Origin of the sequence: Paenirhizobium selenitireducens ATCC BAA-1503, from assembly GCF_000518785.1 — a bacterium.
In the GTDB taxonomy this organism is placed as follows: Bacteria; Pseudomonadota; Alphaproteobacteria; order Rhizobiales; family Rhizobiaceae; genus Allorhizobium; species Allorhizobium selenitireducens.
In genome coordinates this window covers 309,385-322,735 of sequence record NZ_JAEG01000008.1, presented here as the reverse complement: position 1 = coordinate 322,735, position 13,351 = coordinate 309,385, and the positions used below count along the sequence as shown (strand labels likewise).

Sequence of the window (13,351 nt, the reverse complement as noted above, 5' to 3'; positions counted from 1 at the left end):
GAAGGGCCGGGATGGACCGGCCCGTTGGCAGTGCTCCGCGGAGATCAGAACGCCATTTCGCGCATCTGGCCCGTCTTCGGACCATAGTGGGTCAGCGCGGCTTTCAGCTTTTCCAGCGCCCGCGTCTCGATCTGGCGGACACGTTCCTTGGAAATGCCGAGTTCGGCTCCCAGTTCCTCGAGCGTCGCGCCGTCCTCGGTCAGGCGGCGTGCCTTGATGATGCGGTTTTCCCGCTCGTTGAGTTCGGTCAGTGCGTTGTTCAGCCAGCCGCGCCAGCGTTCGCCGTCGATAATGCCGCTCACCTGTTCGTCCGGCGGCAGCTCGCCGCTTTCCAGCATTTCCATCTGTTCGCTGCCTTCGCCGCCGTCGCGGCCCTTCATCGGCGCCTGCAGCGACGCGTCGTTGCCGGAGAGGCGGGCGTCCATGGACTGAACGTCGGCGAGGCTGACGCCGAGGGCCGAGGCGATTTCCTCATGGATGGCCTGGTCGCTGAGGCGGTTGTCGCCCTGGGCGAGCTTGGCGCGCAGGCGGCGCAGGTTGAAGAACAGCGCCTTCTGCGAGGAGCTGGTACCGCCGCGCACGATCGACCAGTTGCGCAGGATGTAATCCTGCATCGAGGCGCGGATCCACCAGCCGGCATAGGTCGAGAAGCGGACTTCGCGGGCGGGCTCAAAGCGGGCCGCGGCTTCCAGGAGGCCGATATACCCCTCCTGGATCAGGTCGTTGAGCGGCAGGCCGAAGCCGCGAAACTTGGAGGCCATGGCGATGACCAGGCGCATATGGGCATGGGCAATGCGGTTGCGGGCTTCCTGATCGTTATTGTCTCTCCAGCGGATCGCCAGGTTCAGCTCTTCCTCGCGTTCGAGATAGGGCTGGGCCATTGCAAATCGGATGATGTGTCTGTCGGCGGACATGGCTTTCATCGGTTTCTCCATGGGCGGTACGATCAGGACGGGGTCGTCGAATGCCGGCACTCATGCATGAACGGGCCAAGGCCACACGGGTTCCATCGCGCGTAGGTCGATTCTTGCCAAAGGCAAGCATCCCCGGCCGCAGACCGTTCGAAAACTATTACGCAGAACATGGGAATTCGGTTTGAACGCTGCGCGTCAAAGGGCCGAATGGTTCGGCTTTTCACGGAGTTGTGATGATTTGGCCGGGATCAGGCGGGACGATGGCCGGTGATGAGCGCCAGACGCGGCACCGGCCAGCCCTTGGCGTCGGGCATGAAGACCAGGCGGTAGCGGGCAAAGACATTGGCCAGCAGCAGCGTGAACCAGGCGCCGAAGGACAGGCCGGCGATCACGTCGCTCGGATAGTGCGCGCCGACCATGACGCGGCTGAACGCCATCCACAGCGCCAGCAGCATGAAGGCAAGCCGGTAGCGCGGGAGAAGCAGGATCAGCACCATGAAGATGGCGCCGACCGTGGTGGCGTGGCCGGAGGGGAAGCTCTCGAACTTGGCGCCGCTGAAGGCGGAGAAGCCGAACGAGCCCCAGTCCTCGAACTGGCCGGGGCGGGCGCGGCCGATGACCCGCTTGACGAGATTGGCGAGAATGCCGGAGAGCGCCACGGCGAGGAAGGCATAGGCGCCGATCTGGCCGAGATAGAGCGCGCGGAAGCGCTGCCTTGCGCCGCGCGACAGACGCCAGGAGGCAAATCCCGTCAGCGCCAGCATGGCGGCAGCCGTCAGGATCCAGCCGGAGCTGCCGAATTCGGTGATCATCTTGCCGAGCGAACGGGTGAAGATATCCCGGTGCCTCGAGGCGCCGACCGGTTCGTCGAAGATGAGGAAGGAGAGGAGAACCAGATTGGCCGCGACGACGGCGAAGATCTGCCAGTAGTGCGGCGCGGGCGGGTGCCGATTGAGGTCACGGCGCTTGTTCAGCCAGGTCCTGATCTTGTCGATGCCGCTCACGTCCAGCCTTCCGCTACATTCCAGCCTGCCGGGCGAAGGAGAAGGCCTGGAACGGCGTCCACGAACGGCATGCAGCCGCGGCAAGATGGTTGCCGCGGCTTTCAAATGCAAGAGCCTGTCAGGCCGACAGCGCCTTGAACTCGGCGAGGATGGCGTCGCCCATCTCGGTGGTGCCGACCTTGGTTGCGCCTTCGCTCATGATGTCGCCGGTGCGGATGCCCTTGTCGAGCACGGCGGCGATCGCCTTTTCGAGGTTGTCGGCTTCCTTCACCATGTTGAAGGAGTAGCGCAGGCACATGGCGAACGAGGCGATCATGGCGATCGGGTTGGCGATGCCCTTGCCGGCAATGTCCGGGGCCGAGCCGTGGACTGGCTCGTAGAGCGCCTTGCGCTTGCCGGTCTTGGCATCCGGTGCGCCGAGCGAGGCGGACGGCAGCATGCCGAGCGAGCCGGTCAGCATGGCGGCGACGTCGGAGAGCATGTCGCCGAACAGGTTGTCGGTGACGATGACGTCGAACTGTTTTGGCGCACGAACGAGCTGCATGCCGCCGGCGTCGGCCAGCATGTGCTCGAGCTGGACGTCCGGGTACTTGGCCTTGTGGGTTTCGGTGACGACCTGGTTCCACAGGACGCCCGACTTCATGACGTTGCGCTTTTCCATCGAGCAGACGCGATTCTTGCGGGTGCGCGCCAGTTCGAAGGCGACCGAGGCGATGCGCTCGATCTCGTAGGTGTCGTAAACCTGGGTGTCGATCGCCCGCTTCTGGCCGTTGCCGAGGTCGGTGATGGTCTTCGGCTCGCCGAAATAGACGCCGCCGGTCAGTTCGCGCACGATCAGGATGTCGAGACCCTCGACCAGTTCGGGCTTCAGCGACGAAGCATTGGCGAGCGCCGGGTAGCAGATCGCCGGGCGCAGGTTGGCGAAGAGTTCGAGGTCCTTGCGCAGGCGCAGCAGGCCGGCTTCGGGACGGACGTCATAGGGAACGTCGTCCCATTTCGGGCCGCCGACGGCGCCGAACAGCACGGCATCGGCATTCATCGCCTTGGCCATGTCGTCCTCGGAGATCGCCGCGCCGTGGGCGTCGTAGGCGCATCCGCCGACCAGACCTTCGTCGGTGGCGAAGCCTGAGCCCTGCTCGGCGTTCATGTAGGCGATGATCTTGCGGACCTCGCCCATGGCTTCGGGGCCGATGCCGTCGCCGGGCAGAAGGAAGAGATTGCGCTGTGTCATGGAAAGCCTCCCTGGCTTTGGAAAAGAGTTGCCGCCTTCTATCGGGCAAAAACCCGCATTTCAAGGACACTCAGCGGCAGAACGGTACGGTGGGAGGCAGCCGTAGCGGGTGATCGCGGCGCGAAGACGGGCAAGCCGTCGTCGCGCGCGGTCAAGCTTTGATCAAGCCCAGGGATGGGTCTGGGCGTTGGTCTTTTCGAAGGCGGCGATGCTTGCGGCCTTTTCCAGCGTCAGGCCGATGTCGTCGAGGCCGTTCAGCAGGCAATGGCGCTTGAAGGCGTCGATGTCGAACTTGATGCGGCCGCCGTCCGGACCGGTGATTTCCTGCGATTCAAGGTCGACCGACAGAACGGCATTGGAACCGCGGTTGGCGTCGTCCATCAGCTTGTCCAGGTCTTCCGGGCTGACGACGATCGGCAGAATGCCGTTCTTGAAGCAGTTGTTGTAGAAGATGTCGGCGAACGAGGTGGAGATCACGCAGCGGATGCCGAAGTCGAGAAGCGCCCAGGGCGCATGCTCGCGCGAGGAACCGCAGCCGAAATTGTCGCCGGCAACCAGGATCTGGGCATTGCGATAGGCCGGCTTGTTGAGGACGAAATCCGGGTTTTCCGAACCGTCTTCCTTGTAGCGCGCCTCGGCGAACAGACCCTGGCCGAGGCCGGTGCGCTTGATGGTCTTCAGATAGTCCTTCGGGATGATCATGTCGGTGTCGACATTGACGACCGGAAGCGGTGCTGCGACGCCGGTGAGCTTTACGAACTTTTCCATCAGACCCTGCCTTCGGAATGCAATTCAGGAATTCCGCTGGCCATAGAGGAAAATCGCGCGGATTTGAAGGCCTTTATTGGCCAAACGGGTACGCCCGGCCGCCGAAGCGTCAGTTTTCCGGGCGTGCCGGCCGATCCTGTCACAGATCGATGATGGTGCCGCGCCCGTCATTCCACACGCGCATCTCGCGACCTTCAGTCTTTGCCTTGGCATAGACCGGGGCCTTTTTCGGCCGCGCGGTCAGCATGCGGGCGACGAGGCTCAGCGTCAGCACGGCACCGGCGATCAGCGTCAGCGAGACGGTGAAGGCGGCGGCAATCGCCAGCACGACGATGCCGGCTGCGGCAATGGCGACGGAACGGAGATTCTGCATGGTGGAAATCCTTTCTGAAACTCCAAGGTGGTCCTTCTTCCCACGGAATGCAAGGGCTTTCCGCCAAATGTCGCCTTGCATGGCCGGGCAAAGCTTGGCAGAAGTTGGCGCATGAATTCGATCAATTCCCACCACCCGGCGCGCTTGCGCCGTTCCGTTCTCAGCGTGCCGGCGATCAATGTCCGGGCGCTGGAAAAGACGCACGGGCTGTCCTGCGACGCCGTCATCTTTGACCTCGAGGATTCGGTCGCACCGGAGAAGAAGGCCGAAGCGCGGGAGAATCTGCGCCGTTTCTTCGCCGAGACGCCGCTCCACGGCCGCGAGGCGATCATCCGGGTGAACGGCCTCGACACGGAATTCTTCCTCGACGACATGGCGGCGGTGATCGCCTGCCGACCCGATGCGGTGCTCTTGCCGAAGGTGGACGGGCCGGACGACGTGCAGCGCGTCGCCGACCTGCTGGCGGAATCGGATGCGACGGAAAGTCTCAGGATCTGGGCGATGATCGAGACGCCGCGCGGCGTGTTGAACTCCGCGGCGATCGCCGGTTCGGGCCGCACCGCCGGCGGCCTGCTCGACTGCTTCGTCGTCGGGCTAAACGACCTGCGCAAGGAAACCGGGGTGGCGCCGGAGCCGGGGCGGACCTATGTCGTGCCCTTCCTGATGCAGGTGATCCTTGCGGCGCGCGCCTATGGGCTCGACGCGATCGACAGCGTGTCGAACGAATTCAAGACGCTGGAGACCTATGAGGCGGAATGCGCGCAAGGCCGCGCCATGGGTTTTGACGGCAAGATGCTGATCCATCCGGCGCAGATCGACGGCGCCAACCGGCATTTCGGTTTTTCGCCGCAGGCGCTGGCCGAGGCGAAGACGATCGTCGCCGCCTTTGCCGATCCGGCGACGGCCGGCCTCAACGTCATCAACCTTAACGGCCGCATGGTCGAGCGGCTGCATCTGGAACAGGCCGAGCGGCTTCTCGCCAAGGCTCAGGCCATCGAAGCAAGAGAAGGCAGGACAGCATGAAAGTCTATCGTTTCCTCACCGGCCCGGACGACGCGGCCTTTTGTCATCGCGTTACCGATGCGCTCAACAAGGGCTGGGAACTGCACGGCGCGCCGAGCCTGTCCTTCAATGCCGCGACCAACCAGATGCATTGCGGGCAGGCCGTGGTGAAGACCGTGCACGGCAAGGACTATGATCCGAGCATGAAGCTCGGCGAACAATGACAGGCTCGGGGCACCCGCCATGTGCGGCGGGCGCCCCGATGCCTCGGATCATTTGACGGCGGAATTGCCGCCGTCGGCAAAGAGGGCGGAGCCGGCGACGAAACTGCCCATCGGGCCGGCCAGGAACAGGGCGGCCTGGGCGATTTCTTCCGGCCGGGCGATGCGCTTCAGGGCATGCAGGCCTGCCGCCCAGTCCTTCTGGGCCTGATCGCCGGCCATTCGCGTATCGGTGCCGCCAGGCAGCAGCGCATTGGCCCGGATGTTGCGGCTGCCGTAATCCGCGGTGATGCCCTTCACCAGTCCCATGAGGCCGGCCTTCGAGGCGGCATAGACGCCCATGCCTGGCAGGCCGACGCTCGTGCCGACGAAGGTGGAAACGAAGACCAGGGCGCCCGAGCCGCGCTCCAGCATGGCCGGGATCTGGAGCCGCGCGGCGAGGAAGGCCGAGGTGAGGTTGGCTGCCAGCGTGTCCTGCCATTCGGGCAGGGCGACGTCCGCCAGCGGCTTGATCGGGCCGACGGCCCCGGCATTGTTGATCGCGATGTCGAGGCCGCCGAAGCGGCTCACCGCCGCATTCACCAGCTTTTCATGGGTTTCGGCCAGGGCGACATCACCCGGCACGGCCTGGGCTTTGCCGCCGGCGTGGCGCACGCGGTCAACGATTTCGTCGAGGGCTTCACTGCCCCTGGCATTGAGCACCAGCGATGCGCCCTCTGCGGCAAACAGAAGGGCAGTGGCGCGGCCGATGCCGGACGATGCTCCGGTGATGATGGCGACCTTGTCGTTCAGGCTTGTCATGGAAACCTCCTTTGGTGTTGGAGGCAAAGGGATAGGGAGCGGGCGGGTCGGCGACCACCCGTTTCCGGACGTAGCACGGGGCGTGGGCGGCTGGCCTGTCGACCCCTGGATTTGCCGTCCCCGCACAGATGTTTTTCCGTCGGGCGACATTGTCCTTCAAGGGTGATTGCGGTCATGGTCGGGGCTTGGGGCGCCTGCCGAATGATGTGGTGGCGCCCGCCCCCCCCCACGCATTGCAGGAGAATGCCCGTGCTAACCATTCGACGTCTCGATATTTCCGATGCCCGCCTGCTGATCGCCGGCGCCAGCGACAAGGCCCGCGAGATCGGCGTGCCGATGTGCATCGCCATCACCGACGAGAGCGGCCAGCTCATCGCCTTCGAGCGCATGGACGGCGGCAAGGTGACCAGCACGACGATCGCCATCGACAAGGCGTTTACCGCCGCGGCGGCGAAGAAGGCGACCCATGAATATGGTGCGGCCAGCCAGCCGGGCAGCCCCGCCTTCGGTATTCATTCGGCGATCGGCGGGCGGCTGATGGTGGTCGGCGGCGGCCTGCCGGTGATCATCGACGGCGAAGTGGTCGGCGGGATCGGCATCAGTTCGGGAACGCCGGCGCAGGATCTCAGCTGCGCGGAAGCGGGCATTGCCCATTTCCTCGCGACGCGGGGTTAATCCTTCAACGAGTCGGACATGCCGTCGGATTCCGCGGCGGCATCTTCGGCGCTTTCCTCGATGCGCTCCATGTCGTCGTCGGACAGGCCGAAATGGTGGCCGATCTCATGGATCAGCACATGGGTGATGATGTCGCCCAGCGTTTCCTCGTTCTCGGCCCAGTAGTCGAGAATGGGACGGCGATAGAGCGTGATGCGGTTCGGCATCTCGCCGGTTTCCATGGTGAAACGCTCGGAAATGCCGCGCCCCTCGAACAGGCCGAGCAGATCGAAGGGCGTTTCCAGCGCCATGTCCTCGAAGACCTCGTCGGTGGGAAAATCGGCGATCTCGATGATCAGATTGCCCGTCAGCGCACGGAATTCCTCCGGCAAATGGCCATAGGCCTCGATCGCCAGCGATTCGAACGCGCTGATCGTCGGTGCATGGCGTTCGCGCCAATCTTCGGTCTGGTCAATACGTGCCATCGGTACTCCTTACTGGCTTTCCATATAGGACCTTTGCCCCCGCATTTCGAGTGGGAATCCTGTCAAGGAATAAATTCACAACGAATCCGGTTGACTCTTTTAGCAAGCTCTGGAATCCATAAGAACATATAGGGAACATTCCAGCAGGAGAGACGTCATGAGCGCGACCGCTCAGGCGCAGGAGAGGCTTTTTGCCTTGCGCGAAGCCATAGCGAAGATCGAAGGGCGCCCCCCTGCGGACGGGCTTGCGCCCGTGGCCGGCGGTGCCGGCGACGAAGCGGATCCGGGGTCCTGCGGCCCCGTCATTCACGAAGATCAAGGTCTCGAAAGCCTTCTGCCGGAAGGGTTTCCCACCGGCTCGATGATCGAGGCGCGCGGCCTGCAGCTCCGGGATGCTGGGGCGGTCAGCGGTTTCGGGCTGGGGCTTTGCCTGGTCGGCCGGTCGTCTCGTCCGGCAAAGCGCATCCTGTGGATCGGCGAGCGGCTGGTCGCGCGGGAGGCGGGCCTGCCCCATGCGGCGGGGCTTGCCGACTACGGATTTCAGCCGGGTGAACTCCTCTATGCCATGCCTAGGCGGCTGGAGGATGCGCTCTGGCTGGCCGATGCGGCGCTCACCTCGGGGGGCTTTTCGGCGGTGATGCTGGAGGTCAACGGCAATCCGCGCGGTTTCGGCCTGACCGAAAGCCGGCGTCTCAGCCTGAAGGCCAGAAGCACCGGCGGTTTTCTCCTTCTGGTGCGCCAGGGCGGGGAGGAAGAGGCGAGCAGCGCTTCCCTTCGTCTTCGCATCGAACCCGCGCCGGCGGCGGCGCGCTTCCTGCCCGACGGATCGATGCTTGGCGGCAGCATCGGCAATCCCGTCTTTCGCCTCGTTCCGGAAAAGATCCGGCTCGGGGGCCCTCGCGAACTGATCCTGGAGTGGAACAAAGATGACCGCCAATTTTACCCCGCAGCTCCCCTTCACGCCGGCACAAGCCCTGCACACCGACCGACGCATCCTGTCGCTCTGGTTCCCCCGCCTTTCGACCGATCGGCTGGCGCGCCGGCGCTGGGGACAGTCGTGGCGTTCGACCGGGCGTCCTGAGCATCCGCCGGTCGTCTGCGCCGGCCGGATCGCCAATGCCATGCGGCTGAGCGCGCTCGACGAGGTCGCCGAGGCGATCGGGCTGCGTGCCGGCCAGGCGCTCGCCGAGGCGCGCGCCATCTGTCCGGCGCTCGACGTCGCCGAAGACGACATGCCGGCGGACCGGCGCTTTCTCGAGGCGATCGCCGACTGGTGCGACCGCTATACGCCGTTGGTGGCGCTGGACGGCCTGGACGGGCTGATGCTCGACATCACGGGCTGCGCCCATCTGTTCGGCGGGGAGGCGCGCCTCGTCGCCGAACTGCTCGACCGGCTTTTCCAGCTGGGGCTCGATGCGCGCGGGGCGATTTCCGCGACGCCCGGCCTGTCCTGGGCGGCCGCGCGCTTTTCCCGCCATGCGGTGGTGGCCGACAGCGACATGGTGCGGGTTCTCTCGCCCCTTCCCATGGCGGCGCTCCGGATCGACGCGGGCATGGCGGCGGCGCTGGCGCGGGTCGGACTGAAGCAGGTGGGCGATCTCCTGACGGCGCCCCGCGGGCCGCTGACCCGGCGCTTCGGCCCCGGTCTGCTGCTGCGGCTCGACCAGGCGCTCGGGCGCGAGGGGGAATCGATCGTGCCCCGGCGGCCGGTCGCCCTGCTTTCGGTCGAACGGCGGCTGGCGGAACCGATCCGCGACGAGGAGGTGATCCTCGACCTGACCGGTCGGCTGGCGGCGGGCCTGAAATCGGGCCTCGACGCGCGCGGCGAAGGCGGCCGGCTGTTCGAACTCCTGTTGTTCCGGGTGGATGGCCGGGTGTTCCGGATCGAGATCGGCGCGGCCTCGCCGCTCAAGGACGCCGGGCGGATCCAGGCGCTGTTTTCCGAACGGCTTGGCGTGCTGCATGACGATCTCGATGCCGGCTTCGGTTTCGAGATCGTCCGGCTCAACGTCTTGCGTACCGAGGCCCTGGCCGAAACGCAGGGCAGTTTCGGGACCCGCCCGAAGGAGCAGGATGCGGCCCTCGACTTCATCGACCGGGTCACGGCCCGCTTCGGGGAGGGCTGCCTCACGCTCCCCGTCACCCATGCGAGCCATTGGCCGGAACGCGCCTCCGGCCTTTTGCCGCTCACCGAGGCGACGGTGCCGACCGCCGCGCGTCTGCCCGGCCCGCCGGTCCGCAGCGAAAGGCCGATCCGCCTCTTTTCCCATCCCGAACCGGTGGAGGTGACCGCCGAGGTGCCGGACGGTCCGCCCGCCAGTTTCCGCTGGCGCCGGGCCCAGCACCGGGTGGCGCGGGCCGAGGGGCCGGAACGGCTGGCGCCGGAATGGTGGATCGACGGCGAAGAAGCCTTGCCGCGCGACTATTTCCGCATCGAGGACAGCGCCGGCCACCGTTTCTGGCTCTTCCGCCAGGGTCTCTACGAGCGCGGATCGGCCCGGCCGAGCTGGTTCATGCAGGGCATATTCGCATGAGCGCCCCGGCCTTCTTCGAGATCGGCTGCCGCAGCAATTTCTCCTTCCTGGAGGGTGCCTCGCATCCGGAGGAGATGGTGGCGACCGCCGCCCGGATCGGCCTTTCCGGCATAGGACTTGCCGACCGCAACACGGTGGCGGGGGTGGTGCGCCTGCATGCCGCGGCGAAGATCAAGGGCTATGCCTTCCGGCCGGGCGCGCGGCTCGCCTTTGCCGACGGAACGCCGGAGCTTGTCGCCTATCCGATGAACCGGCGCGGCTGGGGCCATCTCTGCCGCCTGCTGAGCGCGGGAAACCTGCGTTCGTTAAAGGGCGTGTGCACGCTTTACGAAGACGATCTCGTCGAATGGGCGGAGGACCTGATGGTCGCGGCGATGGTGCCGAGCTTTGCGACGAACGCCGAGGCTAAGGATTACGGCGCCCGGCTGGCGCGACTGGCGGAGCCCTTCAAAGGCCGGCTCTATCTGGCGCTCGTGCCGCGTTATGACGGCCTCGATCGCCTTTCCTTCAGCCGCATCGAGCAGATGGGGCAGAGGCTTTCGCTGCCGCTGATCGCCAGCAATGATCCCTTCTATCACGCGCCCGAGCGCAAGCCGGTGGCCGATGTGGTGACCGCCATCCGCGAGCATGTGACGGTGGCCGATGCCGGTTTCCGGCTGCACGCCCATGCCGAGCGGCATCTGAAGGAGCCCGAGGAAATGGCCCGCCTTTTCCGGGCCTATCCGCAAGCGGTGGCGGCGACAGCCGAATTCTTCGGCCGGCTCGATTTCTCCCTCGACGAACTTAGCCATCAATATCCCGACGAGGCGATCGGCGGCGAGACGCCCGACCGGGCCTTGCGCCGGCTGACCTATGAGGGGGCGGCCGGGCGGTTCCCCGGCGGCATTCCGCAAAAGATCGCCGACCTCCTCGAATACGAGCTGAACCTGATCGGCGAGAAGCGCTACGAACCCTATTTCCTCACCGTCCACCGCATCATCGGTTATGCCCGCTCGCAAGGCATTCTTTGCCAGGGGCGCGGCTCGGCCGCCAATTCCGCCGTCTGCTACTGCCTCGGCATCACCGAGGTGAACCCGGAAAAGACGACCCTGCTGTTCGAGCGCTTCATCTCGACCGAACGCGACGAGCCGCCGGACATCGACGTCGATTTCGAGCACGAGAAGCGCGAGACGGTGATCCAGTTCATCTACCGAACCTATGGACGCGAGCATGCGGCGCTGACGGCGGCGGTCATCAATTACCGGGCGCGTTCGGCGGGGCGCGAGACGGCCAAGGTGTTCGGCCTGTCGGAGGATGTGCAGACGGCGCTTTCCGGATCGATCTGGGGCTGGTCGACGGCGGATCTGTCGGCGCGCGAGGCCAGGGCAGCCGGCCTCGATCTCAGCGATCCGACGACCCGGCGCGTGCTCGACTATGCCTCGACGCTGATGGGCTTTCCACGCCATCTTTCCCAGCATGTCGGCGGCTTCGTCATCACCCGCGATCGGCTCGACGAGGTCGTTCCTATCATGAACACGGCGGACGGGCGCTACATGGTCGAGTGGAACAAGGACGATCTCGATACGCTGAAGATCCTCAAGATCGATGTCCTGGCGCTCGGCATGCTCACCTGCCTTGCCAAGGCGATCAAGCTGCTTGAAAGCCATTACGACACGCCCATGACGCTTGCCGCCTTCTTCGAGGATCCGCGCGAAGAAGTCTATGACATGATCTGCCGGGCCGATACGCTCGGCGTCTTCCAGATCGAAAGCCGGGCGCAGATGAGCATGCTGCCGCGGCTGAAACCCCGGGTCTTCTACGACCTGGTGATCGAGGTGGCGATCGTCCGGCCCGGGCCGATCCAGGGCAATATGGTGCATCCCTACCTGAAGAACCGGAAGGACAGGGAGGCCGGCCGCGAGATCACCTATCCGAAGCCCGAGCTGGAAGCGGTGCTGAAACGCACGCTGGGGGTTCCGCTGTTCCAGGAACAGGCGATGCAGATCGCCATTACCGCCGCCGGCTTCAAGCCGGCCGAGGCCGATCAGCTGCGCCGGGCCATGGCGACCTTCCGCCGGACGGGGCAGGTGGCCAATTTCCGGCAACGCTTCATCGACGGCATGCTGCAGCGGGACTATACGCTGGAATTCGCCGAGCGTTGTTTCAGCCAGATCGAGGGGTTCGGCGAATACGGCTTTCCGGAAAGCCATGCCGCCTCCTTCGCCCTGCTGGTCTATGCCTCCGCCTGGGTGAAGACCTTCTATCCCGACGTCTTCTGCGCAGCCCTGCTCAATTCCCAGCCGATGGGGTTCTACGCGCCGGCGCAGCTGGTGCGCGACGCGCGCGAGCACGGGGTCGAGGTGAGGCCGGTCGACGTCAACGCCTCTTCATGGAACAGCATTCTGGAGGCGGGCGGCTTCGACGTCCGGCGGGTCGCGCCGCGGCATGCCTCGATGCGCCGCGTCATCCGCAGCACCGAGGCGGTGCGGCTCGGCTTCCGGCAGGTCAAGGGCCTGTCGGAGGCGGACATGGACCTGCTCGTGGCGCGCCGCGGCGGCGGCTATGCCTCGGTCCGCGACCTGTGGAAACGCACGGGCCTGCCGCGGGCGGCGATCGAACGGCTGGCGGATGCCGATGCCTTCGCCTCGCTGGGCCTCAGCCGCCGCGAGGCGCTCTGGGCCGCCCAGGCGCTCGATCAGCAGGCGGCCGTCGAGCACCTGCCGCTCTTTTCCGGGGCTGCGGATGTCGAGCTGCAGGTCGAGGCGGAGGTTTCGCTGCCGCTGATGCCGGCGGGCGAGCAGGTCATCCATGATTACCGCGTGCTTTCGCTGTCGCTGAAGGCCCATCCGCTCTCCTTCCTGCGCGAGGAGCTTGCCCGGAGCGGCGTGCTCGTTTCCTCGGCGCTCGAGCAGACGGCCAACGGACGGCACGTCGAGGTGGCGGGCCTCGTCTTGGTGCGCCAGCGGCCGGGCTCGGCCAAGGGGGTGATCTTCATGACGATCGAGGACGAGACCGGGGTCGCCAATATCATCGTCTGGCCGAAGACCTTCGAGCAGTACCGGACCATCGTCATGGGCGCCCGGCTGGTGAAGGTGCGTGGACGGCTGCAGAGGGCTGAGGGCGTGATCCATGTGGTCGCCGAGCACCTGGTCGATGCGACGGAGAAGCTCGGCCTGCTTCGGGAGGAACTCAAGGATTTCGGCGGGCTTGCCCATGCCGACGAGATACGCCGCCCGGTCAACGAGCACCGGTATGACGGCAAGTCGACCGGGTCGCTGGCGCGGCTGATCCGTGACGTGCCGGACCTCGTCGGCGATGTCCGTCAGGCCATGCCGAAGGGGCGGAATTTTCACTGAAACGGGCAGCGGTTCCGCCCCGGTGGCGG

General features: G+C 65.7%; 13 protein-coding genes. 6 read left to right on the top strand and 7 right to left on the bottom strand.

Features of this window, described 5'->3' with window-relative positions; genetic code table 11:
• Positions 1-44: 44 nt before the first annotated feature.
• From L867_RS0113145 to L867_RS0113125, 5 genes are all read right to left on the bottom strand, one after another.
• A complete protein-coding gene (locus tag L867_RS0113145) occupies positions 45-923 on the bottom strand; it encodes an RNA polymerase factor sigma-32 (protein WP_028737323.1) in 879 nt (292 codons plus the stop codon).
• A gap of 239 nt (positions 924-1,162) precedes the next feature.
• Positions 1,163-1,918, bottom strand: a complete 756-nt coding sequence (locus L867_RS0113140; protein WP_232363924.1) for a phosphatase PAP2 family protein — start codon at positions 1,916-1,918, stop codon at positions 1,163-1,165.
• Positions 1,919-2,036: 118 nt separating this feature from the next.
• On the bottom strand, positions 2,037-3,149 hold the full coding sequence (gene leuB / locus L867_RS0113135) for a 3-isopropylmalate dehydrogenase (RefSeq protein ID WP_028737321.1): 1,113 nt from the start codon (positions 3,147-3,149) through the stop codon (positions 2,037-2,039).
• Positions 3,150-3,311: 162 nt separating this feature from the next.
• Positions 3,312-3,917, bottom strand: coding sequence for a 3-isopropylmalate dehydratase small subunit (gene leuD, locus L867_RS0113130; RefSeq protein ID WP_028737320.1), 606 nt, complete (start codon positions 3,915-3,917; stop codon positions 3,312-3,314).
• 139 nt (positions 3,918-4,056) lie between these two features.
• On the bottom strand, positions 4,057-4,290 hold the full coding sequence (locus L867_RS0113125) for a hypothetical protein (RefSeq protein ID WP_028737319.1): 234 nt from the start codon (positions 4,288-4,290) through the stop codon (positions 4,057-4,059).
• 111 nt (positions 4,291-4,401) lie between these two features.
• On the opposite strand from L867_RS0113125, the gene L867_RS0113120 reads away from it, so the two are divergent.
• Together L867_RS0113120 and L867_RS0113115 are read left to right on the top strand one after the other, a co-directional pair.
• Positions 4,402-5,313 (top strand): HpcH/HpaI aldolase/citrate lyase family protein, encoded by a 912-nt coding sequence (locus L867_RS0113120; RefSeq protein WP_028737318.1) that lies wholly within the window; start codon positions 4,402-4,404, stop codon positions 5,311-5,313.
• Entirely contained in the window at positions 5,310-5,516 is a 207-nt protein-coding gene (locus L867_RS0113115; RefSeq protein WP_028737317.1) for a DUF1737 domain-containing protein, read from the top strand. The genes L867_RS0113120 and L867_RS0113115 overlap by 4 nt, the downstream gene beginning before the upstream one ends.
• 48 nt (positions 5,517-5,564) lie before the next feature.
• Here the strand turns inward: L867_RS0113115 and L867_RS0113110 are convergent, their stop codons facing one another.
• Positions 5,565-6,314, bottom strand: a complete 750-nt coding sequence (locus L867_RS0113110; protein ID WP_028737316.1) for an SDR family oxidoreductase — start codon at positions 6,312-6,314, stop codon at positions 5,565-5,567.
• Positions 6,315-6,557: 243 nt separating this feature from the next.
• Here L867_RS0113110 and L867_RS0113105 point away from each other — a divergent pair, with 243 nt between their 5' ends.
• Entirely contained in the window at positions 6,558-6,989 is a 432-nt protein-coding gene (locus L867_RS0113105; protein ID WP_408605978.1) for a GlcG/HbpS family heme-binding protein, read from the top strand.
• On the opposite strand, the gene L867_RS0113100 is transcribed toward L867_RS0113105, so the two are convergent.
• Positions 6,986-7,453, bottom strand: a complete 468-nt coding sequence (locus tag L867_RS0113100) for a metallopeptidase family protein (RefSeq protein WP_028737314.1) — start codon at positions 7,451-7,453, stop codon at positions 6,986-6,988. The two genes, L867_RS0113105 and L867_RS0113100, sit on opposite strands and share 4 nt — an antisense overlap.
• A 157-nt stretch (positions 7,454-7,610) precedes the next feature.
• On the opposite strand from L867_RS0113100, the gene L867_RS27970 reads away from it, so the two are divergent.
• The 3 genes from L867_RS27970 to L867_RS0113085 are packed head-to-tail and all read left to right on the top strand — an operon-like array spanning position 7,611 to position 13,322.
• Entirely contained in the window at positions 7,611-8,534 is a 924-nt protein-coding gene (locus L867_RS27970) for an ImuA family protein (protein ID WP_028737313.1), read from the top strand.
• 40 nt (positions 8,535-8,574) lie between these two features.
• On the top strand, positions 8,575-9,987 hold the full coding sequence (locus L867_RS0113090) for a Y-family DNA polymerase (protein ID WP_028737312.1): 1,413 nt from the start codon (positions 8,575-8,577) through the stop codon (positions 9,985-9,987).
• Positions 9,984-13,322: an error-prone DNA polymerase gene (locus L867_RS0113085; protein WP_028737311.1), complete on the top strand. Its 3,339-nt coding sequence runs from the start codon at positions 9,984-9,986 to the stop codon at positions 13,320-13,322. The genes L867_RS0113090 and L867_RS0113085 overlap by 4 nt, the downstream gene beginning before the upstream one ends.
• Positions 13,323-13,351 lie beyond the last annotated feature (29 nt).

Coding starts and splice junctions, on each gene's coding strand:
- L867_RS0113145 (WP_028737323.1), bottom strand. CDS start 923: ATGAAAGCCATGTCCGCCGACAGACACATCATCCGATTTGCAATGGCC.
- leuB (WP_028737321.1), bottom strand. CDS start 3,149: ATGACACAGCGCAATCTCTTCCTTCTGCCCGGCGACGGCATCGGCCCC.
- leuD (WP_028737320.1), bottom strand. CDS start 3,917: ATGGAAAAGTTCGTAAAGCTCACCGGCGTCGCAGCACCGCTTCCGGTC.
- L867_RS0113125 (WP_028737319.1), bottom strand. CDS start 4,290: ATGCAGAATCTCCGTTCCGTCGCCATTGCCGCAGCCGGCATCGTCGTG.
- L867_RS0113120 (WP_028737318.1), top strand. CDS start 4,402: ATGAATTCGATCAATTCCCACCACCCGGCGCGCTTGCGCCGTTCCGTT.
- L867_RS0113115 (WP_028737317.1), top strand. CDS start 5,310: ATGAAAGTCTATCGTTTCCTCACCGGCCCGGACGACGCGGCCTTTTGT.
- L867_RS0113110 (WP_028737316.1), bottom strand. CDS start 6,314: ATGACAAGCCTGAACGACAAGGTCGCCATCATCACCGGAGCATCGTCC.
- L867_RS0113105 (WP_408605978.1), top strand. CDS start 6,558: ATGCCCGTGCTAACCATTCGACGTCTCGATATTTCCGATGCCCGCCTG.
- L867_RS0113100 (WP_028737314.1), bottom strand. CDS start 7,453: ATGGCACGTATTGACCAGACCGAAGATTGGCGCGAACGCCATGCACCG.
- L867_RS27970 (WP_028737313.1), top strand. CDS start 7,611: ATGAGCGCGACCGCTCAGGCGCAGGAGAGGCTTTTTGCCTTGCGCGAA.
- L867_RS0113090 (WP_028737312.1), top strand. CDS start 8,575: ATGCGGCTGAGCGCGCTCGACGAGGTCGCCGAGGCGATCGGGCTGCGT.
- L867_RS0113085 (WP_028737311.1), top strand. CDS start 9,984: ATGAGCGCCCCGGCCTTCTTCGAGATCGGCTGCCGCAGCAATTTCTCC.